Below are 22406 nucleotides of genomic sequence, written 5' to 3' on the forward strand. Positions count from 1 at the left end.
TTATGAGGATTGCAATTTACGGGAGAGATTTTAATGATACGGTTTTGCCCTATGTTCAGGAGGTTTTTGATCATTTAGCCGAACACCATATCCAGCCTGTTTTATATTCGAAGTTTAAAACTTCCCTCCATGGCAAAATAAAACTGCCAGCCAATACCATCATTTTTCATAACCATGCCGAATTAAAGCAACATGCCGATGTATTGTTAAGCCTGGGTGGCGATGGGACTTTGTTAGATACGCTATCCTTGATCCGCAATTCGGGCATACCCGTAATCGGGATCAATTTTGGCCGTTTGGGTTTCCTGGCCAGTATCAATAAAAATGAAATCGGATCTGCGTTACATGCCTTAATTAATGAGGAATATACTTTAGATAGCCGTTCACTTTTAATTTTAGAATCTGATAACGGCTTATTTGGCGAAGAAAATTTTGCCCTAAACGACATTACCATTCACCGCCGCGATAATTCGGCCATGATGATTATCCACGCCTCCATGAACAACGAGTTTATCAATTCGTATTGGGCCGATGGATTGATTATTGCCACCCCAACAGGTTCAACCGCTTACTCGTTAAGCTGCGGTGGACCGATTATCTATCCGGATTCTGAAAATTTTGTCATTACACCTATTGCGCCGCATAACTTGAACGTTAGGCCGGTAGTGGTGTCAGATAGCAACAAACTCTCTTTTGAGGTAGAGGCCAGGGAATCGAAATTTCTGGTTTCATGCGATAGCCGCACGGTAACAGTAGAGCGATCGGTAAAAATCAGTATAAAAAAAGCAGATTTCTGTGTAAATCTTATCCGCCTTAACAATGAAACGTACTTAAACACGTTAAGGAATAAATTATTATGGGGCATCGATACCCGTAACTACTAAGTATGACGCCAAAAAAACTCCTATTACTCATTTTCTTCTTCATTACTGGCAGCGAGGTTGTCAGTGCGCAAGAAGGTACATGGGAGCTTGGCCTAATGGGTGGTGTTGCAGGTTATATGGGCGATCTCAACCAGAACAATCCTTTGCAGATAAGCGGTTTATCTGGTGGTGTTTACGTAAAACGAAATTTTAATCAATACCTGGGGGTACGCTTAAATTATACTTATGGTCAGGTCAAGGCTGATGATTCTTATTCTGGCAATGAACAGTTCCGCGAAAGGAACCTGCGCTTTAAAACGATGCTGAACGAATTTAGCGGCTTAATCGATTTTAATTTTTTTAACTTCTATATTGGCGGCGGTAACCGACAGTTTACTCCTTATTTGTTTACCGGGGCCGGCCTGGTTATTTTTAAGCCAACCGTAAAAGTTGACGGTGAAAGATACCGGTTAGATCGATTGGGTACTGAGGGTCAGGAAAATGGGTATAATAATGCTGTTATAACCATTCCTTATGGGGTGGGGCTAAGGTATAATTACAAAGATACCTGGAGTGTTTTTAGCGAAATAGGTTACCGGACACCACTTACTGATTATATCGACGATGTTAGCGGCCGCTATCCGGTTAACCCGGTATTCGTGGGAAATGGCCAAAATCAGGTCAATTTATCTGATCCTTCACGTTATCAAATCGGACAACCAGGAACACAAAGAGGTGATTTTCGAAAAAGGGACACTTATCTATTTGTTAGTGTTGGCATATCTTTTACCTTTGTATCCTCAAAATGCTATTCCTTTTAAGCTGATTTTGACATAATTAATGGGATTTAAAGAACAAATAGACTATAACCGCCTGCCAAAGCACATTGCTGTAATCATGGACGGTAATGGAAGATGGGCGAAAGGCCAGGGTAAAGTGCGCGTTTTCGGTCACGAACAAGGTGTACTTTCGGTAAAAGACATTGTAGAGGGTTGCGTGGAAGTGGGTATCGAATACTTAACACTCTATGCTTTTTCTACTGAAAACTGGAACAGACCGAAAGAGGAAGTGGATGCTTTAATGCAGATACTGATTTCGACCATTAACAAAGAAACTGAAACACTTAATAAAAATAATATTAAGCTGAATGCGATTGGCAACATTGCATCATTACCTCAAGAATGTATTGATGATCTGAAAGAAGCCATGGCTAAAACGGCCCATAACGAAAAATGTACCTTAACCCTTGCGTTAAGTTATAGCGCAAAATGGGAGATTTTAGAGGCCGCGAAAAAAATTGCATCCGCTGTAAAAGACAATACCATTTCTTTGGATGATATTGATGAGGATCTGTTTTCATCAAAACTAACAACCGTAAATATACCCGATCCTGAACTGATGATCAGAACAAGCGGTGAACACCGGATCAGCAATTATCTGCTTTGGCAGATGGCTTATACCGAGTTTTATTTTACCGATGTTTTATGGCCGGATTTCAGACGGGAAGATCTTTTTGAGGCTATTGTAGACTATCAAAAACGCGAACGCCGTTTTGGTAAAATTAGTGAACAATTAAACTAATTTTTCTTTTAACACTTTTTAACAAGCGTTTAAACTAACTTAGCACCACTTTTATACGATAAATGAAACCATAATAAGGGAAACAGAATAAAGAAAATTTTGCTTTATAAAACATTGTTACCTTCGTGGCCATTACTGAACAAATTATTTTAATGAAAAGAATATTTCAAGTTTTAATTCTACTAGTTTTAGCCGCTCCGGCCTTCGCTCAAGTACGTCCACAAGGTCAGGCACCGGCAACCCCTTCTTTAAAGGTTGGTGGCTTAGATCTCGATTATTTTAGTCCAAAAGAATATATCATTGGTGGTACCACAGTAACAGGAACCCAATATTTAGATAAAGAAGTATTGATTACCTTATCTAAATTAACCAAAGGCGACAAAATTGTGCTTCCTGGGGAAGCCACTTCTGATGCAATTAAAACGCTTTGGGCACAGGGATTGTTTGATGATGTTAAACTTAATATCGAAAAGTTTGTTCAGGATTCGGTTTATTTCGAAATTGAAGTCGTAGAACGTCCGCGTTTAAGCTCTATCGATTTAAAAGGTATCCGTAAATCTGAAAAGACAGCCATTCAGGAAAAGTTGAATGATAAAACGGGTAAAATCGTAAATGATAACTTATACAATACCACTTCGGCCATTGTTAAAAAGTATTTGTTGGATAAAGGTTTCTTTTTCACGCAGATCGATTACAAAACACGTAAAGATCCAAATGCGGAAAACAGTGTCGTGTTAGAAGCCAATATCAATAAAGGCCACCGTGTTAAAGTACAGCACATTGATTTTACCGGAAACAAAGATTTTAAAGCAGCTAAACTCAGAAAATACCTTAAAAGCCCTAAGCAGTTTGCATGGTGGCGTTTTTGGGGTTCCGGAAAATTTGCGAAAGAGAAATACGAAGAGAACAAGGTAAAAATGATTGCTAAAATGCATGAAAAAGGTTACCGTGATGCTGAATTATTAAAAGATACCATTTACCAATACAACAAGAAAAAGGTAAACATCAGGATGGACCTTTATGAAGGAAAAAAATATTACTTCGGTAATATTAGCTGGGCAGGTAATGCCATTTATCCCGATAGTATTCTTCAGAAAGTATTAACCATCGAAAAAGGTGATGTTTTCAGTGAGGAAAGATTAAACAAAAAATTAAATGGTGGTGGCGAAAACGGTGGCGACATTAACAGCATGTATACCGATAACGGATACTTAACTTTTAACATCGATCCGGTACAGACCAAAATTTACGGCGATACGGTTGATGTAGAATTGCGCATGTATGAAGGACCGCAGTACACCAACAACCGCATTACCTTAAAAGGAAATACCATTACCAACGATAAGGTTGTGTTGCGTGAGATCCGTACCAAACCGGGGCAGAAATTTAACAAGAGTGATTTAATCCGTACCATCCGTGAAATTGGCCAATTGGGTAACTTCGACGAATCTAAAACGGTTCCTACACCTCGCCCTAATCCGGCCGATGGTACAGTAGATATCGAATATGCGGTAGAAGAGAAACCTTCAGATCAGATTGAGCTATCAGGTGGTTTCGGTGGTGGCCGTATCATTGGTACATTAGGTTTAACCTTCAATAACTTCTCTTTACGTAACCTGTTTAACTTAAAAGCTTACAAACCGTTACCAAAAGGCGATGGCCAGAAATTAAGCTTACGTGGACAAACCAATGGTAAATACTACCAATCATACAGTTTCTCGTTCTCTCAACCCTGGTTTGGTGGCGAGAAACCGGTAAGTTTTGGGGTGAGTGCGTTTACTTCATTACAATCCAATGGATTAAGTAACAGTGATCCTACATTTCAGAAAATACGTTTAAACGGTGTAACTGTAAGTTTGGGCAGAAGATTAAACTGGCCGGATAACTATTTCCAGTTAACCCATGCGGTGAGCTTGCAACAGTATATCTTAAATAACTATTCAGGATATTTATTTAGCACGGGTACTTCATATAACTTAAGTTTATCACAGGAGATTAGCCGCGATTCAAGGGATTCGCCAATCTTCCCTAAATCAGGATCTTTCTTACGTTTCACCATTCAGGCAACGCCGCCATATTCATTGTTTAACAAAGTGAATTATGCAACGGCATCTGATAAGGAAAAATACCGTTTTACCGAATACCATAAATGGAAATTCGATTCGCAATGGTACCAACGTGTTGCCGGTAACTTAGTTATTAAAGCACAAGCACAATTTGGTTTCTTGGGTCAGTATAGCAAAGCTGTAGGCCAATCTGCATTTGAACGTTTCAAACTGGGTGGTGACGGTATGCAGGGATTCGATTTCTTACAGGGTTCTGAGTTGATCGCGATGCGCGGTTATGCAAACAATACCGTTATTCCAAATGGTTCTGATCCAAATGTGGCACAACAGTCTGGTAGCCCGATTTATACCAAATATGTGCTAGAGGCACGTTATCCGGTTATTGCAAGTCAGCAGGCTACAGCCTTTGTTTTGGCCTTTGCTGAAGCTGGTAACACCTGGAACAGGTTTGGTGATTTCAATCCTTTTAACGTGAGAAGATCAGTTGGTGTAGGTGCACGTATCTTCTTACCTATATTTGGTTTATTGGGTATCGATTACGGACATGCATTTGATCGCATCCCTGGTGTGGCAGATGGCGGTAAGCAGAACTTTACTTTTAGTATCGCACAACAATTAGGTGGATTTTAATTGATAAAGAACAAAAATTTAACTAATTATGCAATAAATCATTGCAAGATGAGTTTAAAGAAAGCTTAGGTTATTAAACTATCATTAACACACACACAAATGAAGAAGTATCTTTTTATCGCATTCCTGATTTGCACTTCTTTTGGTGCATTTGCACAGAAGTTTGCTTATGTAGACACGGAGTATATTTTGAAACATTTGCCAGAATATAAATCCGCGCTCAGTCAATTGGATGTTGCCTCAAAACAATGGCAGCAACAGGTTGATCAGAATTTTTCTGAAATCGACAGGATGTACAAAGCGTATCAGGCAGATCAGGTTTTATTAACCGATGATATGCGCAAGCGCCGTGAAAACGAAATCATCGAAAAGGAAAAACAGGCCAAAGAATTTCAGCGGTCGAAGTTCGGTCCCGATGGCGATCTTTTCCAGAGCAGAACGAAATTAATTAAACCCATTCAGGATAAAGTGGCCGAAGCAATTAAACAAATTGCAAAATCTAAGTACTTGGATTTTATTTTCGACAAGAGCAGTGAAGCTACCATGATGATTTATGCAAGCAGCAGCTACGATGTTAGTAATGATGTAATTGTAAAATTAGGTTACAAGCCAGGGACTGTAAATAATTAGTATATTCGCCCCTGATTTTTAGAAAAACAATTAGAAAAAAATAAAAAAGTAAAATAGAACGATGAGAAAGTTAATTAACGTATTCTTTGTAACAGCAGGTTTATTGTTTACAGCGAATATGGCAAGTGCACAACAAAAATTGGGTCACATTAATTCTGAAGAGGTATTTGCAAATTTACCAGAGGCTAAAGCAGCTCAAACAACTTTAGAGACCTTAGGTAAACAAAAACAAGCTGATATTGATGCAATGATCAAAGAATATCAGGGAAAACTGGCAGCAGCTCAGGCCAAAGAAAAAACTTTGAGCGAAGCCAACAAAGAAACTGTAGGAAAAGAATTACAAGTTGCTGGTCAGGAATTACAGGATTTAGAAAAACGTATCACTGATGCCCGTACCAAAGCTTCACAAGATATAGGTACTAAACAAGGCGAATTGTTCCAGCCAATCCAGGCTAAAGTTGCAACTGCAATTTCTGCTGTAGCTAAAGAAAAAGGCTTGGCTTATGTTTTCGATATCGCAAACGGTCAGGGTGGCAACAATTTAGTTTTCTGGGAAGGTGGTGATGATATTACTGCTTCGGTGAAAACTAAATTAGGCATTTCTGCAACTGCCGCAAAACCAGCTGCACCTAAGAAATAGTCAAGAGTAATGAGTTCGGAGTCGAGAGTCTCCTAACCTGTTCAAGATATAAGGCGGAATTAAGTTTAACTTAGTTCCGCTTTTTTGTTTGCAAGAAGTTGTAATGTTTAAAGGTTGGAAGTTCTGTTCAGGGCGCAATAAAATGTTTCAACCTGATAACTATCTACCTTTCCAAAATATTCCGACATTTCAATTAACTTTACAACCTACAACATTTCAACTTTACAGTACGATGCAATCATCACCCATAGGTATTTTCGATTCAGGTTATGGTGGTTTAACGGTATTCCGTTCTATTGCCGATAAACTGCCCGGTTACAATTATATCTATTTGGGCGATAATGCCCGTTCGCCTTATGGTGATCATTCTTTCGAAACCATTTATAAATATACTTTAGAATGTGTGGAATGGCTTTTTTCAAAGGGATGCCATTTGGTTATCCTGGCTTGTAATACGGCTTCGGCAAAAGCACTCCGTACAATCCAGCAGATCGATCTTCCCGCTAAATATCCCGATAGGAGAGTATTGGGGGTGATCAGGCCTACTGCTGAAGTGATAGATGCCTATACCAGCACGAAACAAGTCGGCGTAATGGGAACCAGGGGTACTGTCAATTCTCAATCTTATCTTTTAGAAATCAATAAATTTTTTCCTGAGATCAAAGTTTACCAGCAAAGCTGCCCGATGTGGGTGCCCCTGATCGAAAATAATGAACACTTACAATCCGGAGCAGATTTTTTTATCAAGGAGTACTGTGATCAGTTATTGCGTCAATCAAAAGATATCGATTGTGTGTTACTGGCCTGTACACATTATCCCTTATTGATGCCTAAACTTAAAAAGGTATTTCCCGGTCATATCAACGTTTTAACGCAGGGTGAGGTTGTTGCCTGGAGTTTGGTTGATTATTTGGCAAGACATCCGGAGATCGAACAAAAACTAGCTAAAAAGGGCGAAAGACATTTCTATACCAGCGGCGATCCGGCGGCTTTTGATGAACATGCATCAATATTTTTTGGCGAAGCAGTGGAATCGGGGAAGATGTGAATTCGGTTAACTGTTTGAATCGCTTAACGGTCAACTGCAAATTGCCAACCGTAAACTGTATTTTAAATGAGTGTGTATACTTTACACTATCTAAGCTGGTCATTTAGGTATATTCGAATGATTTAAATGGGGAGATTGGAGTTAGAGCCAGATTAAGCCACACTTATGATACATCTGTCAGTTTAAACTCATCATAATAAAAGAAAGCATTTTTGTTTAGGTTGTAATGGTTTAAAAGGATAACTTTGCGGCTTCAAACCCACACAATGAGTGATCAGATAAAACACGAATGCGGAATCGCTTTTATTCGCCTGTTAAAACCACTTTCTTACTACCAGCAAAAGTACGGTACAGCACTTTACGGCCTTAACAAATTATACCTTTTAATGGAAAAACAGCATAACCGGGGCCAGGATGGCGCAGGTATTGCCACCATTAAACTGGATATGAAACCGGGCAGTAGGTACATCAGCCGATACCGGAGCATGGCATCTAATGCGGTAGCTGATATCTTCGAATATGTACAGAACAAATTTGTCGATATCCAGGAAAACACTCCTGAATTAATGCAGGATACAGAATGGCTCAAAAACAACGTAAGCTTTATCGGCGAGGTGTTAATGGGCCATTTGCGTTATGGTACGCATGGTAAAAACAGCATCGAAAATTGCCACCCTTTTTTAAGGCAGAACAACTGGATGACGCGTAACCTGGTTATTGCAGGTAACTTCAACATGACCAATGTTGATGAGTTATTGGAGCAATTGTACGAGTTAGGTCAACATCCAAAAGAAAAAGCAGATACCGTTACGGTATTGGAAAAAATCGGTCACTTTTTAGATGATGAAAACCAGGAGCTTTTCGATCAGTACAAAAAAGAAGGGCACGACAATGTGGCGATTACACACAAAATATCTGATAACTTGGATATTGCTAACATCCTTCGCCGTTCGGCCAAAACCTGGGATGGTGGTTACTCAATCTGTGGTATGGTAGGTAATGGCGATTCGTTCATTATGCGCGATCCGGCAGGTATCCGCCCGGCTTATTATTATTATGATGATGAGATCGTTGTAGCGGCTTCCGAAAGGCCAGCGCTACAAACCGCATTTAATATTCAGTTCAAAGATGTTAAAGAGATCGATCCAGGTCATGCTTTAATCATCAAGAAAAACGGCGAGGTGAGCATGGAGCAGTTCCGCGAGCCTACCGAAAGACTTTCCTGTTCGTTTGAGCGCATCTATTTCTCGAAAGGAAGTGATGTGGAGATTTACCGCGAACGTAAACAGTTAGGCCGTTTATTGAGCGATAAAATTCTTCAGGCCGTTAATTACGATTTAAAAAATACGGTATTCTCCTTTATTCCCAACACGGCAGAAGTGGCCTTTTTTGGAATGGTTGATGGTGTACAGCGTTATGTGCGCAATCACCAGAAAGAGACCCTTCTACACCGAAAAGAACAGTTAACCGATCAGCAGTTAGATGACCTGTTATCGCTGGCACCAAGGGTTGAAAAACTGGCGGTTAAGGATGTAAAACTGAGAACATTCATTACCCAGGATGCTGACAGGAGCGAAATGGTGGCGCACGTTTACGATACGACCTATGGCATCATCAACAACCACCAGGATACTTTAGTGGCCTTAGACGATTCTATCGTTCGTGGTACAACACTTAAGCAGAGTATCATTAAAATTGTAGACCGTTTGCACCCTAAGAAAATTATTATTGTTTCTTCTGCACCTCAGATCCGTTACCCCGATTGTTATGGTATCGATATGAGCAGAATGGGCCAGTTTGTAGCTTTCGATGCAGCGATCCAGTTGCTAACCGAACGTGGCATGTGGCAGGTAATTGAAGATGTTTACACCAAATGTAAAGCTTCGTTACTTTTACCAAAAGAGGAAATTGTAAACCATGTTAAGGAAATTTATAAACCCTTTACCCCTGAAGAAATTTCGGCCAAAATTGCACAGATTATTACCCCTAAAGGTACTGTTGCAGAGGTGGAAGTAATTTACCAGAGTTTGGAGAACCTGCATGAAGCTTGTCCGAAAAACAAAGGCGACTGGTATTTCTCCGGAAATTACCCAACCCCGGGCGGTAATAAAGTGGTGAATAAAGCTTTCGTTAACTGGAAAGAAGGAAATAACCAAAGGGCTTACTAAACCCTAAATCCCCTGAAGGGGACTTGAATAACAAATAGCCCATGTCGATATGGGCTATTTTTGTTTACCACCAAGACACTCAGGCACAAACAAGATTTTCATCTTCATTTAATGCTACTGTTTTTCCCCATCTAAACCTGACATTCGCGGAAAGCCCGCAAACCCGATGCTTTGCCGATGAATCGGTACTCAATTAGCATCGGGTGAGGACTTGAAGCATTGGCAGGACTAACGGTAATAGTAGTACTACCAATGCTTTCAAAAAAAAATCGTGTTTGATAAACTTTAGTTCTCTCCCTCGACTCCACGACTATTGACAGATTCCAAAGAACGGTCGTCATCCGATAGCTATCGGATGCGAGGAACGAAGCAATCTTTTCTATTGGCGATCCTAGCAAGAAAGATTGCTTCGTCGGCTGAAAAATCCTTCTCGCAATGACGATTCATGGCAGCCTATCACTGCTAAAAAAACTCCTGTCATTTCTTTTGATTATCATACCCTTGATACCTGCTTATGGGCAACATCGGATCTGGACTACCCAGAAAAGGCCTAATCCAGCCCCTGGCTTTACTCTTTAGGTAAGCAATAGGTAAAGAATAGGTAAGCAATAGGTAGAGAATAGGTAAAGAAAAGGTAGAGAATAGGTAAGCAAAGGGTTAACCTGGGGTTAACTTGGTACCTACAAAGGGTAGGGGAAGGTAAACAAGGGGCTGGAGAATTGTAAACAAAGCTACATGATGAACATTTGTTTGATAAATCTTTGATCAGCCTTCGACTCCGCTCAGGATGACAAAACTTAAGGATATTCTGCCCCTCCATGGCTAAAAAAACTTGATCTCCTGGGTGATTTTTGTTGCAACTGCTGCGATAAACCTATGCGTAAAACTTTAAATAAGTTTTAATGATCAACCAGAAGGCAAAAAAGATGATCACCACACCTGCAATTTTATTCAGTTTTTTAAGCGCATCTTCCTTGATTTTATAACGGAGTTTACTGGAGTAGAAACTCTTTGCGCCATCGATGCTGAGTTGGGTGGCCATTGCGATAAAAAAGCAGACTAATTTTTCGTTAAGCATGTTGTTGAGCTTCACGGAGATAATGCCGCTCACGATAATCCAGAACATGAGGGTAGAAGGGGTGAGGATACACATTAAAAACCCTTTGATGACGTAACCCCGTTTACTTACTTTTTGCAAAGTGCTGCTGTCGTAATGCACGGTGATTTTAGAAACGAGGTAGTATATGCCCACCGCTAACAAAAATAGGCCGCCAATGGAGCCTACATATTTATCAAATTCTGCTTTATAATCGAAAAACTGACTGCCAAAAAGAACCAGGCCAATGAGGACTATGTCGCTGATAATCACGCCGACGGCTAAAGAAAACCCAGCTTTGAAGCCCCTTTCTATGCTGGTTTTGATCATTGCAAAAAATACAGGCCCTGTTAAAAACGACGAAATAATCCCTGCACCTATACCTAATAAAATGGCTTCAAACATGCGTTTTTGTATTTACGAATTGCGAATATGCAATTTTATAGTTAAACATATATGAAATAATGTAATCTATTTTGTTAAATGACAATTGTTGATTTATAGAATTAATTTTAACGGTTCTTTTTTAATTTCCATATAATTGTTATATTTATACTATCCAATATGCTCAAATCAAGTATTGGTTTTATATCAAATAAGATCTCGTAATGCCACATCCCTGGGTATAATTTAAGATCTGAAAATTAATCATCCCACCTTATTAAGCTTATAAAGAAAGCGTGAACCGCATTTTTTGTTTGGTATTTATTTTTTTTTATAAACCATAATAGACTGAAACAATGAAAAGATTATTTTTTTTAATGCTAATGTTACCTTTCGCAGTTTTTGCACAGGAAGGTGGTACCCGCTTTGAACAGGGTTTGAGCTGGGCACAAGCTAAGGAAAAAGCTAAAAAGGAAAACAAATACCTGTTTGTAGATTGCTATACCACCTGGTGTGGCCCCTGTAAAGTGATGAAAAATGAGGTCTTTCCGCAACAAAAAGTAGGCGATTTCTTTAATAAAAACTTTGTAACCATTGAAGTCCAGATGGATAAAACCGCGAAGGATAATGAGGAAATAAAGGGCTGGTACGCTGATGCCGCAAGTATCGCCGAAAAGTACAAGGTTAAAGCCTACCCTACTTATTTAATATTTTCTCCTGATGGAGAGCTGGTGCATCAATTTTTAGGTAGCCAAGAGGCAGATGGATTTATTGCTGCGGCAAATAAGGGGCTAAAGCCTGAAACACAATACTTCACGTTAGTTAAAAAGTACCAGGCGGGAGAAAAGGATCCGGCATTTTTGAAGGCGCTTGCGTATGCAGCCAAAGAAGCAAATGATCGTGATACTAAGGATAAGGTAACAGCAGAATACTTGGCCACCCAAAAAGATTTATATACCAAAGAAAACCTGGAATTTTTAGGTAGCGCTATGACAAGCAGTAAGAGTAAGGGTTTTGAGATCATTATGAAAGATCCGGCTAAAGTTGATGCGGTTTTAGGTAAGGGAAAAGCCAGCAGTATGTTAAATCCTGTTATCATGAATGACGAGGTATATACTTTGGCAAACAGTGGGGCAGAGATAAATGTAGATGAATTGGAGAGGAAAATGAAGCTGAAATACCCATCAGTAGATTTATCTAAATCTTTTGCGCTGTTTAGGATTCAATGGTATCAGTATTATAAGAAAGATTGGCCAGCCTTTCAGACAGCTGCATTAAATTATATGCGTAAATATGGAAATGAAGTGGATACTAATACCTTAAATGATTTGGCATTTGCCGTATTTCAAAACTGCCAGGATCCGGCCTGTGTTGCAGAGGCTTTAAACTGGAGCAAACGAAGTGTAGAAGGTACAAAAAGTGAGGTTCCTTCCTATATAGATACCTATGCCAATTTATTACACAAATCGGGTAAAACAGGAGAGGCCATTCAGTGGGAAGAGAAGGCGATAAGTTTAGTATCCAATGACGCAAAAGCCAATTTTCAGGCAACTTTAGATAAGATGAAAAAGGGCGAAAAAACCTGGTAAACCTGATAAACAAAATAAAGAATTATAAACCGGGCGAACTGAACACACGTCCGGTTTTTGTTGTTTCAGCGGCATAGTGTTCAGTGTACACTAATTTTGTTTATATGTATTGTTTATTGTTTTTTTTATTTATGTTTAGAGCCACTAAAAACTAAATTTAAAAATGAGTTCAGAACAAACACAAACCAAGTGGGGGCAATTTATTCCTTTGGTCACGGTATTCTTTTTCTGGGGCTTTGTGGCCGCCAGTAATGATATTTTAATACCGGTATTTAAAAAAGCTTTTGATTTATCACAGGCTGAAAGCCAATTGGTTTCATTGGCATTTTATATTGCCTATACCGTGGGTGCTTTAATTTATAATGGTATCTCTGTTTTAATCGGGCAGGATATTGTAAATAAATTGGGCTACAAAAATTCGTTGGCACTAGGTTTGGTTATTTCTGCACTTGGAACTCTGTTATTCTACCCGGCCGCAAACCTGCACTCATTTCCTTTAATGCTTTCGGGTTTATTTATCGTGGCCCTGGGATTTTCATTACAACAAACGGTGGCCAATCCATTGGCGATTGCTTTGGGTCCGATTAAAACCGGTTCACAGCGTTTAACCCTTGCGGGTGGTATCAATAACTTTGGTACAACAATCGGGCCGCTTATTGTAAGTTTTGCCATTTTTGGTTCAGCTGCCAACGCAAGCACGAATATCAGTATCGAAAGTGTTAAAATTCCTTATCTGATTTTAGGTGTTGCCTTTATTGCCGTTGCTGTCTTCTTAAAAATGTCGTCATTGCCTGATAGACCTGCTTTGGTTGAAGCTGTTGTTGAAGATACTAAATCGATTAAGGGTTCTGCTTTGCAATTCCCGCAATTGGTTCTGGGTATGATTGCTATCTTCGTTTACGTTGGTGTAGAGGTTTCTACAGCAAGTAACTTGCCAGCCTATATGGAGAAAGATTTGGGTTTTGCCATTAAAGATATTGCTCCTTACATCTCCTTATACTGGGCAAGTATGATGATTGGTAGATGGACCGGTGCTGTTGAAGCCTTTACCGATAATGTAAGTACACAAAAGATTTTGCGTTTTATTGCACCATACTTAGCCTTTGGTATTTTCTTAGCTGTAAATGCTATTGCCAAACATGATCTTGCTCCATTTTATGTATACGGCTTGATTATTTTGGTGTTAATCGGTGCCGATATGGCGAGTAAGGGTAATCCTGCACGCATGTTGTTAATCTTTTCTGCAATAGGTATTACCGCTTTGTTGATCGGCATGCTTACAAAAGGCATGGTGAGTGTTTACGCCATTACCAGTGTTGGTTTGTTCTGTAGCACCCTATGGCCATGTATTTTCACCTTAGCGGTAAGCGGTTTAGGTAAGCACACCAGTCAGGGCAGTAGTTTCTTAATTATGATGATTATGGGCGGTGGTATTATTAGCTGGGCTCAGGGTGCGGTATCAGAATTTACTGGTATCCAATACAGCTATGTGGTAGGTATTATCTGTTTTGCTTACCTGGCATTTTATGCCTGGAAAGTTGCAGGCATCTTAAGATCACAGGGAATTAACTTCGACCAGAAAATTTCTGGCGGACATTAATTATTAATAAAGTATTTTTGCAGCCACAGCGATTCATTTTCGCTGTGGCTTTTTTAATTTTATACATGACCAACAAACCCACCTTCGATTCGATATTTATGAACCTCGCCACCGATCTGGCTGCCCGTTCGCATTGCGTGCGTGCACATGTTGGTGCGGTATTAACCAAAGATACCCGGATTATCTCTATCGGTTATAACGGTCCGCCGGCGGGGACACATAATTGCGACGAGGAGTGGCCGGAGCATGGCTGTGCACGCGATAGCAAGGGAAGTTGTTCTTTGGCCTTACATGCAGAAGAAAATGCAATTCTGTATGCCTCTAAAAACGGTTCGAAGATAGAAGGTTGTACCCTATACACCACTTTGTCGCCCTGTATTGCCTGTGCCAGGCTGATCTTGTCGTCAGGAATTAAACTGGTGTATTATTCCAAATCATATGCGGCCTATAAAGGTTTGCCCAGCGATGAAGGCGTAGATTTTTTACGGAAATTTGGGGTAGAGGTGGTTTTGATGGAATCTTAAAGGTTCATTCGTTCACTTGTTATTTGTTCATTGGTGAATCGCGCGGTGCCTTACGAAGTTTGAAGTAGGTCGTATGGGACAAAACTTCGTAAGCCTGAGGAGGGGTACTGACCCCGAGCTTCCGACTTTTAGTTATATGGCTTAATCGGTTAACTGAAAGTCATCTAAATACATCGTCTAATTACATCTTGACAACTTGACAAGTTTTGTTTATATTTGATTATAAAACTATTAGCTATGAAAACAATGTCGGTTGGAGAATTTAAAGCTCACTTTTCTGAAGTACTTGAAGATGTTAAAGCGGGTATTGGTATTGCAGTAACTTATGGGAGGAAAAAAAAAGTTATTGGTTACTTCGTTCCTGATTTAGAAGAAAGCAATAATCAACGTAAAATAGGTCTGCTGGATGGGAAAGCTGAAATTATTTTTAAAGATAATTTCAAAATTACAGAAGAAGAATTTTTAGGCTTATGATTTACCTGTTAGATACCCATGTGCTAATTTGGTCGTTAATGTATTCGTCTAAGCTTTCGGATGTCTCTTTAGAAATCTTAAAGAATAAGAAAAACACAATTCTTGTAAGTACTATTAGTTTTTGGGAAATTTCTTTAAAGCATTCGATGAATAAACTTGACATTTTAAGAATCGTACCGGATGCTTTACCTGGACTTGCAATCGAGGCTGGCTACGAACTTTTGCCTCTTTTACCAGATGATGTAGCTAATTATCATCAATTAAATGCCACCTGGCATCGAGATCCTTTTGATAGATTGTTAATATGGCAAGCCATTCAAAAAAATATAACTTTAATCAGCAAAGATGAAGACATTAATAAATATCAATCGGCAGGTTTAAAGGTTGTTTGGTAATTATTGTTCATTATCCATTAGTTTATTTGTCATTCGTTTATTGTTAAATCGATTAATCAAACGCCGAATCACATGCGCTAAGCGCTTAACTTTTTTCCACCTAAAAATCTCAAATCTCCCTCTCAAATCTCATATCTAATTGGTACCTTTGCGGATGCAAGAAAAAATCATTATCGTCGATTTTGGTTCGCAATTTACACAACTCATCGCCCGTAGGGTTCGCGAACTAAATATTTACTGTGAAATATATCCATATAACAATCTTCCTGAGATTACCGAGGACGTAAAAGGTGTTATCTTTTCGGGTAGCCCATACTCTGTTCGTCAGGAAGATGCGCCTCAAATCGATTTGTCGAAGTACCATTTAAAATACCCATTATTGGCCGTTTGTTATGGTGCACAATACATTGCCCAACATTCTGGCGGTTCAGTTCAAGCATCTTCAACCCGTGAATATGGCCGGGCCAACTTAAATTTTGTAAACCAGGAGAATAAATTATTTAAAGGGATCAACATCGATTCGCAGGTTTGGATGAGTCATGGCGATACCATTACCAACATTCCGGAAAATTTTGAACTGATTGCCAGTACCGATAGCGTGAAAGTAGCCGCTTATCATATCAAAGATTCTGATACTTATGCCATTCAGTTCCACCCTGAAGTAACGCACAGTATTGATGGCAAAATCCTTTTAGAAAACTTTTTGGTTGATATCTGTGGCTGTAGCCAGGATTGGACTTCTGCAGCTTTTGTTGAAACCACCATTGCCGATATTAAAGCTACAGTAGGTAACGATAAAGTTGTTTTAGCCCTTTCGGGAGGTGTTGACAGCAGTGTTGCTGCTGTTCTCTTGCACAAAGCCATCGGCACAAACCTGCACTGTATATTTGTTGATAATGGTTTATTGCGTAAAAACGAATATGAAAGTGTTTTAGAGCAGTACAAGGATTTTGGCTTAAATATTAAAGGCGTTGATGCAAAGGATAAATTCCTGGGTCAGTTGGCCGGGGTAGAAGATCCGGAAACAAAACGTAAAATTATTGGCCGTGTATTTATCGAAGTTTTCGACGAAGAATCGCATCTTATTCAAGACGTGAAGTGGTTGGCCCAAGGTACAATCTATCCTGATATCATCGAATCGGTTTCGGTTAAAGGTCCATCAGCAACTATTAAATCGCACCATAATGTAGGCGGCTTGCCCGATTTTATGAAACTAAAAGTGGTAGAACCGCTTAAAACTTTGTTTAAAGATGAAGTAAGAAGAGTAGGTACTGCTTTAGGTTTAGAGTCGTTTATTTTAGGCCGTCACCCTTTTCCAGGGCCAGGTTTAGGCATCCGTATTATTGGTGAGGTAACCCCGGAAAAAGTAGCTATCTTACAGGATGCCGATAAAATTTATATCGATAATTTAAAAGAAGCAGGTCTTTACGATCAGGTATGGCAGGCTGGTGCAATCTTTTTACCGGTTAGATCTGTTGGTGTAATGGGCGATGAACGTACTTACGAAAACGTAATTGCCTTAAGAGCAGTTGAATCACTTGATGGGATGACGGCAGATTGGTGCCATTTGCCTTATCCGGTATTGGCTAAAATTTCCAACGAAATCATCAATAAAGTTAAAGGTATCAATAGAGTGGTATACGATATCAGCTCTAAGCCACCAGCAACAATCGAGTGGGAATAATCCAGTTGTGAGTTTTCAGTTTGGCGTTTTCAGTCCAAATTATATAAAATAAAGAGTATGCTGGCAAGGTGGAATAAACTTTGCTGGCATATTTTGTTAAAAACGATAGGTATGAATTATAGGAAGGTTTATTGGTTGCCAGTTTTGTTTACTATGTTTTTGGGTGCTTGTTCGCCTAAAATCAGGACACCTAAACCCGAAACAAAGAAACCAGAAGAAAAAGAGAAGCCTGCCGATAAAAAGCCGGTCAAAAAGTTTTCGCAGGCCAGTGTTTCCTTACTTGTTCCTTTTAAGCTGGATGAACTGCATTTAAAAACAGCTACAAAAGCCGATATCGAGAAATATGCCATGCCAATCGATTTTTATCAGGGCTTTAAACTGGGACTGGATTCGGCAGCTGCACAAGGCTTGAACTTTAAGCTCAATGTTTTCGATACCCAGGACGATAATGCACATATCTCCACACTGTATAAAAATGAGCGTTTTAAGCAGAGCAATTTAATTATAGGTCCCGTTTTTCCTGAAGGGTTAAAGTTTATATCCGGTTATTCAAGAGAGAATAACGCGACCATTGTTTCTCCTTTAGCAGCTACAGAACCTGCTGAATTTAATAATCCCAATCTGGTTTCTGTTGTAAACAATATTGGTTTGCACGGCAAGAAAATGGCTTCTTATATCGCTAAAAGCTTTAATCCCGCAAATACTATCGTGGTACTTATTAATCCAAAGAAAACGGAAGATGAGCAATTTGCTGCACCGATCAGAAGTTATTTGCAGAGTAATACCAAGTTTTTGGTACAGGAGTATGCCTCAGCCTATACTTTTGAAACCAAAATGATCAAAGGCAAACAGTACGTGGTTGTGGTTACTTCATCCGACCGGGCTTTTGTGCTGCCAACCATAGAAAAGCTGTACAAATTAAAGCATCTTCCAACAGGAGGATATAGTATTAATCTGTTTGGTCACCCCAACTGGGTAAAACAGAATTATCCTACTGATAAACTGCAGGATTTGAATACGATTATCAGCTCATCCTATAAAATAGACTACAAAAGCGGTAATGTAATTACTTTTATCAAAAAATACCGTTATAAATATGGTTTCGAACCCGGTGAATATGCTTTTAAGGGCTTTGATATCGGTTATTATTTTGGTAAGTTATTGGTTACCTACGGTGAAGATTATAAAGATTATATCGTAAAGGAGAAATACAAAGGACTCCATAATAATTTTTCATTTATCCATGATGAAAAATTAGGCTATATTAACACCAGTTTAATGCTATTGAAGTTTAAAAACTTTGCATTGAGCCCAGTAGAATAATCTATTAATTTCTTCCATTTTAATTATTGCATGAGAGCAGACCATCAGTTAAGAGCCTTTGAACAGATTTTAAGTAGTTACGATGGAAGTTTGCCTTTACACCGTTTTCTGCCAGCTTATTTTAAGCAACATAAACAAATGGGTTCATCCGACAGGAGATGGGCTACACGTCATATTTATAGCTTTTTTAGGCTAGGTAAAGCCTTATCTGCACTTCAGCCTGAACAACGTTTGAGCATTGCTGATTTCTTGTGCCATAATACGCTCAGCCTTATTGTAGAGAAAAATCTCCCTGATTTAAAGGATCACATCACATTACCATTGGAAGAGAAATTAGCGATGATTAAAGCTAAATACCCTGACTTTGATTTAGAACAGGTTTATCCGTTTCATACAACCCTCTCTGCTGATATTGATAAAGAGGCGTTTTTCACCTCCTTCTTTAAACAACCCGATCTTTTTATCAGGGTGGCAGCAGAAGATGCTCCGGCAATCATTTCTAAACTGGAAGATGAAAACATTGTGGTTAAAGCGGTTTCTGAAACTGCTCTGGCTTTACCTAATGGGACAAAGTTAGAAACGATTTTACAGGAAGGGAGTTATCAGGTTCAGGATTTATCGTCGCAATATACCGGCGGATATTTTAAACCGAATAAATGGGATAAATGGTGGGATTGTTGCGCGGCATCGGGCGGTAAGACCTTGCTCTTACATAGTTTTGAGCCCGTGATCGAACTTCTGGTTTCAGATTTACGGGAAAGCGTACTCCTGAACCTGGATGAACGTTTCCGCTTGGCAGGGATAAAAAAATACCATAAAAAGGAACTGGATCTTTTGCAGAATAATGATCAGGTTTTGCACCACTATCAATTTGACGGGATTATTTTAGATGCGCCTTGTACCGGCTCAGGAACATGGGGGCGGACGCCCGAAATGCTTACTTTTTTCGAAGAACGTAAAATCAATCAGTTTGCCGCCATTCAGAAGGGGATTGTTCAAAATATTGTGAAATACTTAAAACCGGGTAAACCTTTAATCTACATTACCTGCTCTGCTTTTGAAGCTGAAAATGCAGCGGTTGTGGAGCACATGACCGACACTTTGCCATTGGAGCTGGAAAAGATGGAATTGATTAAGGGCTATGGAAATAATGCCGATACGATGTTTGTGGCCAGATTGATTAAGAAAAGCCAGGACTGATCAGGATTGGCTAGGATTAAAGTATTTTAAGATCAGGTTTATTAAATTGAGCTAGATTTATTAAGGATTTTTTGGAGACATTTTCCTCACGATCGTCATGCTGAACTTGTTTCAGCATCTTCCTGCAAAATAGACCCTGAAATAAATTCAGGGTGACGTTGCCGCGCATAACCCATCCTAGGTATGTTCAAACCAGGATTTGAAATTCTTTCTGAAGTACTTCACCGCTTCGATTAAAACGGCTATTGCTCCGATAATTATGGTATATTCTTCAAAGCTGTTCATGATATGAGCTTTATTGTTAGATGAATATACGGAATTATTGTTACAGATCGATCGAAGGAATGTCATTTATGTTTTTATTGAAGTCGTCATCCGATAGCTATCAGACGATAGGCACGAAGCCTGCAGGCAATCTACGACTATAGCAGGTGGCAATCACAGTAGATTGTTAGCCAAAAATTTAGAGCAGTCTGTTGTTCCTACAAGCTTGAAGTTACATCATCCATTTCCCATCCCATATCTTCCATCTCTTAGAGCCCTGTATTGTTCCTGAACAGCTTAATCGCTATAGCCAATAAAATGACGCCAAAAGCCTTACGCAGGATATTTAAACCCGACTTTCCGAATAGCTTTTCCAGTCTGTTGGTATTTTTCAATACGAAATATACAAACAACATATTGAGGATAATACCCACCAATATATTCTGGGTATGGTATTCTGTTTTTAGCGAAAGCAGGGTGGTCATTGTTCCGGCACCTGCAATTAAGGGGAAAGCCAACGGAACGATAGACACGGTTTCTGGTGCTTCTTCTTTAAATATGGTTAACCCTAAAACCATTTCCATAGCAATAAAAAAGATCACGAATGAACCCGCAATGGCAAAAGATTCTACATCCAATCCGATTACCTTTAATAACGATTCCCCTACAAACAGAAAGAGGATCATAAGGCCTGTAGCCACAAGAGATGCTTTTTCCGATTCGATATGGCCTGCTTTTCTACGCAATTCGATCACAACAGGGATAGCCCCTAAAATATCGATAATCGCAAAGAGCACCATCGTGGTCGATAGGATCTGGCTTAAGTTGAACGTCATAAAATCGAATTTCATAGCGGGACAATTTTAAGCAAAGGTAGCGGAATTTGTTTCAATTCCTCAATTGTGCCGTTATTTATTAGAAATAGAACTGGGTTCTTAAAGTAAGTACATTGTCTTTTCTATCAGCGGTATAACCTTCAATTTTTGTCGATTCATTTTTGATGATATCATAGTAAAGCACAGCTTTAAAATGAGGATTAAAATGATGTAAAAAACCAAAACCAAAAGTATCGAAACGCACATCGGCCGGAGATAAGCCCCGGTCGCTGGAAATATCAAGGCCTTTTACTTTTGCGTTCGGATCGTACCAATCATATTTTAAGATCAGTTGATTATCGGTACTATTTAACGTTTGAACGAAGGTAAGATAAGCACCGTTAAAGGTTCTGGTATAATAAGGTAACGCCACCGATTTATTATCTACAGGGTAGGAGCCTGGTGTGGTTGATGTGGTAGAGGTACCCGTTTGCAGGCCTGATACCACTTCGGCCCTTAATTCTGATTTCCAGCTTTTGGTTTTAGTCGCAAGTTGAACGTCTGCACCATAATATCTCCTTGGGGCAACTTTATTAATGGTTGATGCCGACGAATCCTTCACCATGCTCCATCGGTCGTTGATTCTGTCCATCTTGTAACTTACTGGCAAACGGTGGTTTAATCCACCCTGTAGGGTGCTTATGCCACCTGCGATAGTGAAATTGTTAAAGGCATAGGTTTTATGGCTTAACCTGAATATAAAATCTTTGCTGTTGTCGAATTCTCCGGCGCCAGCTAAACCTTGCCCGTTGTAAATACCAAAGTCGAAAACAAAGTTTTTGAGTTTGGCATCTTTCCAGCGGGGATTTAAGCTAAAGGTAACGCCCAGATCACGCTCTGTTTTCATTAAAATCTGCGACATCCGGCCACGTTCAGGCGCTTCCCTAACCGAAGATGATAATTGCAGCTCATTCCCAAACGGGCGACCAGAGAGGCCCATAGTAACGGCAAAGAGTTTCCATTTATTTTCATAATAACGCCCCCAGAAATCCCTAACGGCTACACCTTGTTCTGTACCATCAAACTGGAGTACAAAATAGGTAGAGGGAGCGCCATCGTCGGTTAAAAGCATATAGTCGGCCCTTAATCTGCCCCGGCGTAACCTGAAGCGGTTATTGGTAAACTCGCCAAAATTGCCGCCCTGGTATTCTGCCTGTGTACCATTCGATTGTGCCACCTGAAATTGAGGCTGTAAATATCCGCTAAAGGATAGGGAGCCGTATTTCTTTGAGATAATGAGTAAATGATTTACTGTTGTAGAATCCATTACATCATTAATGGTTCTTTGGCCATAGCTTATTGAAGAAAACAATGGGAGAAATGCAATGATCAGAAAATATACCCTTTTATATCTGGCAAAATGGCGGTTCAT

The 22406-nt window shown here is 39.5% G+C and carries 19 protein-coding genes; 16 read left to right on the top strand and 3 right to left on the bottom strand.

The genetic code is table 11. From position 1 onward, the window contains the following. The first annotated feature begins 2 nt into the window (after positions 1-2). The 8 genes from AC04Q1_RS13370 (at position 3) to AC04Q1_RS13405 (ending at position 9626) form a co-directional block, all read left to right on the top strand. Entirely contained in the window at positions 3-884 is an 882-nt protein-coding gene (locus tag AC04Q1_RS13370; protein WP_478365096.1) for an NAD kinase, read from the top strand. Between the two features lie 2 nt (positions 885-886). Beyond that, complete coding sequence (gene porG / locus AC04Q1_RS13375; RefSeq protein ID WP_478365097.1) at positions 887-1684, top strand: type IX secretion system protein PorG; 798 nt, start codon at positions 887-889, stop codon at positions 1682-1684. Positions 1685-1703: 19 nt separating this feature from the next. Beyond that, positions 1704-2444, top strand: coding sequence for an isoprenyl transferase (locus AC04Q1_RS13380; protein WP_478365098.1), 741 nt, complete (start codon positions 1704-1706; stop codon positions 2442-2444). 152 nt (positions 2445-2596) lie between these two features. Next, positions 2597-5140 (top strand): outer membrane protein assembly factor BamA, encoded by a 2544-nt coding sequence (gene bamA / locus AC04Q1_RS13385; protein WP_478365099.1) that lies wholly within the window; start codon positions 2597-2599, stop codon positions 5138-5140. Between the two features lie 99 nt (positions 5141-5239). After that, a complete protein-coding gene (locus AC04Q1_RS13390) occupies positions 5240-5770 on the top strand; it encodes an OmpH/Skp family outer membrane protein (RefSeq protein ID WP_478365100.1) in 531 nt (176 codons plus the stop codon). A 61-nt stretch (positions 5771-5831) separates the two neighbouring features. After that, complete coding sequence (locus AC04Q1_RS13395) at positions 5832-6410, top strand: OmpH/Skp family outer membrane protein (RefSeq protein WP_478365101.1); 579 nt, start codon at positions 5832-5834, stop codon at positions 6408-6410. A 232-nt stretch (positions 6411-6642) separates the two neighbouring features. Continuing rightward, a complete protein-coding gene (gene murI / locus AC04Q1_RS13400; RefSeq protein WP_478365102.1) occupies positions 6643-7458 on the top strand; it encodes a glutamate racemase in 816 nt (271 codons plus the stop codon). Positions 7459-7724: 266 nt separating this feature from the next. Continuing rightward, positions 7725-9626: an amidophosphoribosyltransferase gene (locus tag AC04Q1_RS13405; protein WP_478365103.1), complete on the top strand. Its 1902-nt coding sequence runs from the start codon at positions 7725-7727 to the stop codon at positions 9624-9626. Positions 9627-10500: 874 nt separating this feature from the next. On the opposite strand, the gene AC04Q1_RS13410 is transcribed toward AC04Q1_RS13405, so the two are convergent. Next, a complete protein-coding gene (locus tag AC04Q1_RS13410) occupies positions 10501-11127 on the bottom strand; it encodes a LysE family translocator (protein ID WP_478365104.1) in 627 nt (208 codons plus the stop codon). A gap of 335 nt (positions 11128-11462) precedes the next feature. Here AC04Q1_RS13410 and AC04Q1_RS13415 point away from each other — a divergent pair, with 335 nt between their 5' ends. The 8 genes from AC04Q1_RS13415 (at position 11463) to AC04Q1_RS13450 (ending at position 19895) form a co-directional block, all read left to right on the top strand. After that, on the top strand, positions 11463-12695 hold the full coding sequence (locus AC04Q1_RS13415) for a thioredoxin family protein (protein WP_478365105.1): 1233 nt from the start codon (positions 11463-11465) through the stop codon (positions 12693-12695). Positions 12696-12858: 163 nt separating this feature from the next. After that, positions 12859-14295: an MFS transporter gene (locus tag AC04Q1_RS13420; protein ID WP_478365106.1), complete on the top strand. Its 1437-nt coding sequence runs from the start codon at positions 12859-12861 to the stop codon at positions 14293-14295. A 65-nt stretch (positions 14296-14360) separates the two neighbouring features. Beyond that, complete coding sequence (locus AC04Q1_RS13425; protein WP_478365107.1) at positions 14361-14819, top strand: deoxycytidylate deaminase; 459 nt, start codon at positions 14361-14363, stop codon at positions 14817-14819. A 237-nt stretch (positions 14820-15056) separates the two neighbouring features. After that, on the top strand, positions 15057-15293 hold the full coding sequence (locus AC04Q1_RS13430) for a type II toxin-antitoxin system Phd/YefM family antitoxin (RefSeq protein ID WP_478365108.1): 237 nt from the start codon (positions 15057-15059) through the stop codon (positions 15291-15293). Beyond that, positions 15290-15688, top strand: coding sequence for a type II toxin-antitoxin system VapC family toxin (locus tag AC04Q1_RS13435; protein ID WP_478365109.1), 399 nt, complete (start codon positions 15290-15292; stop codon positions 15686-15688). The genes AC04Q1_RS13430 and AC04Q1_RS13435 overlap by 4 nt, the downstream gene beginning before the upstream one ends. A 154-nt stretch (positions 15689-15842) precedes the next feature. Then, the gene (gene guaA / locus AC04Q1_RS13440) at positions 15843-17372 is read left to right on the top strand and encodes a glutamine-hydrolyzing GMP synthase (RefSeq protein ID WP_478365110.1); all 1530 of its coding nucleotides are present in this window, start codon (positions 15843-15845) and stop codon (positions 17370-17372) included. A 111-nt stretch (positions 17373-17483) separates the two neighbouring features. Further along, complete coding sequence (locus AC04Q1_RS13445; RefSeq protein ID WP_478365111.1) at positions 17484-18695, top strand: type 1 periplasmic-binding domain-containing protein; 1212 nt, start codon at positions 17484-17486, stop codon at positions 18693-18695. A gap of 30 nt (positions 18696-18725) precedes the next feature. Next, a complete protein-coding gene (locus AC04Q1_RS13450) occupies positions 18726-19895 on the top strand; it encodes an RsmB/NOP family class I SAM-dependent RNA methyltransferase (protein ID WP_478365112.1) in 1170 nt (389 codons plus the stop codon). 533 nt (positions 19896-20428) lie between these two features. On the opposite strand, the gene AC04Q1_RS13455 is transcribed toward AC04Q1_RS13450, so the two are convergent. Next, positions 20429-20995: a MarC family protein gene (locus AC04Q1_RS13455; RefSeq protein WP_029274105.1), complete on the bottom strand. Its 567-nt coding sequence runs from the start codon at positions 20993-20995 to the stop codon at positions 20429-20431. A 79-nt stretch (positions 20996-21074) separates the two neighbouring features. Then, positions 21075-22406 carry a porin gene (locus AC04Q1_RS13460; protein ID WP_478365113.1) on the bottom strand — a complete coding sequence of 444 codons (1332 nt, stop codon included), beginning with the start codon at positions 22404-22406 and terminating at the stop codon, positions 21075-21077.

This window comes from Pedobacter humicola (genome assembly GCF_056490705.1).

Bases quoted from the DNA above. Each gene is read 5' to 3' on its own strand.
- AC04Q1_RS13370 (WP_478365096.1), top strand. From the start codon at position 3: ATGAGGATTGCAATTTACGGGAGAGATTTTAATGATACGGTTTTGCCC.
- murI (WP_478365102.1), top strand. From the start codon at position 6,643: ATGCAATCATCACCCATAGGTATTTTCGATTCAGGTTATGGTGGTTTA.
- AC04Q1_RS13390 (WP_478365100.1), top strand. From the start codon at position 5,240: ATGAAGAAGTATCTTTTTATCGCATTCCTGATTTGCACTTCTTTTGGT.
- AC04Q1_RS13425 (WP_478365107.1), top strand. From the start codon at position 14,361: ATGACCAACAAACCCACCTTCGATTCGATATTTATGAACCTCGCCACC.
- guaA (WP_478365110.1), top strand. From the start codon at position 15,843: ATGCAAGAAAAAATCATTATCGTCGATTTTGGTTCGCAATTTACACAA.
- AC04Q1_RS13430 (WP_478365108.1), top strand. From the start codon at position 15,057: ATGAAAACAATGTCGGTTGGAGAATTTAAAGCTCACTTTTCTGAAGTA.
- AC04Q1_RS13405 (WP_478365103.1), top strand. From the start codon at position 7,725: ATGAGTGATCAGATAAAACACGAATGCGGAATCGCTTTTATTCGCCTG.
- AC04Q1_RS13395 (WP_478365101.1), top strand. From the start codon at position 5,832: ATGAGAAAGTTAATTAACGTATTCTTTGTAACAGCAGGTTTATTGTTT.
- AC04Q1_RS13380 (WP_478365098.1), top strand. From the start codon at position 1,704: ATGGGATTTAAAGAACAAATAGACTATAACCGCCTGCCAAAGCACATT.
- porG (WP_478365097.1), top strand. From the start codon at position 887: ATGACGCCAAAAAAACTCCTATTACTCATTTTCTTCTTCATTACTGGC.
- bamA (WP_478365099.1), top strand. From the start codon at position 2,597: ATGAAAAGAATATTTCAAGTTTTAATTCTACTAGTTTTAGCCGCTCCG.
- AC04Q1_RS13455 (WP_029274105.1), bottom strand. From the start codon at position 20,995: ATGACGTTCAACTTAAGCCAGATCCTATCGACCACGATGGTGCTCTTT.
- AC04Q1_RS13410 (WP_478365104.1), bottom strand. From the start codon at position 11,127: ATGTTTGAAGCCATTTTATTAGGTATAGGTGCAGGGATTATTTCGTCG.
- AC04Q1_RS13415 (WP_478365105.1), top strand. From the start codon at position 11,463: ATGAAAAGATTATTTTTTTTAATGCTAATGTTACCTTTCGCAGTTTTT.
- AC04Q1_RS13445 (WP_478365111.1), top strand. From the start codon at position 17,484: ATGAATTATAGGAAGGTTTATTGGTTGCCAGTTTTGTTTACTATGTTT.
- AC04Q1_RS13435 (WP_478365109.1), top strand. From the start codon at position 15,290: ATGATTTACCTGTTAGATACCCATGTGCTAATTTGGTCGTTAATGTAT.
- AC04Q1_RS13450 (WP_478365112.1), top strand. From the start codon at position 18,726: ATGAGAGCAGACCATCAGTTAAGAGCCTTTGAACAGATTTTAAGTAGT.
- AC04Q1_RS13460 (WP_478365113.1), bottom strand. From the start codon at position 22,406: ATGAACCGCCATTTTGCCAGATATAAAAGGGTATATTTTCTGATCATT.
- AC04Q1_RS13420 (WP_478365106.1), top strand. From the start codon at position 12,859: ATGAGTTCAGAACAAACACAAACCAAGTGGGGGCAATTTATTCCTTTG.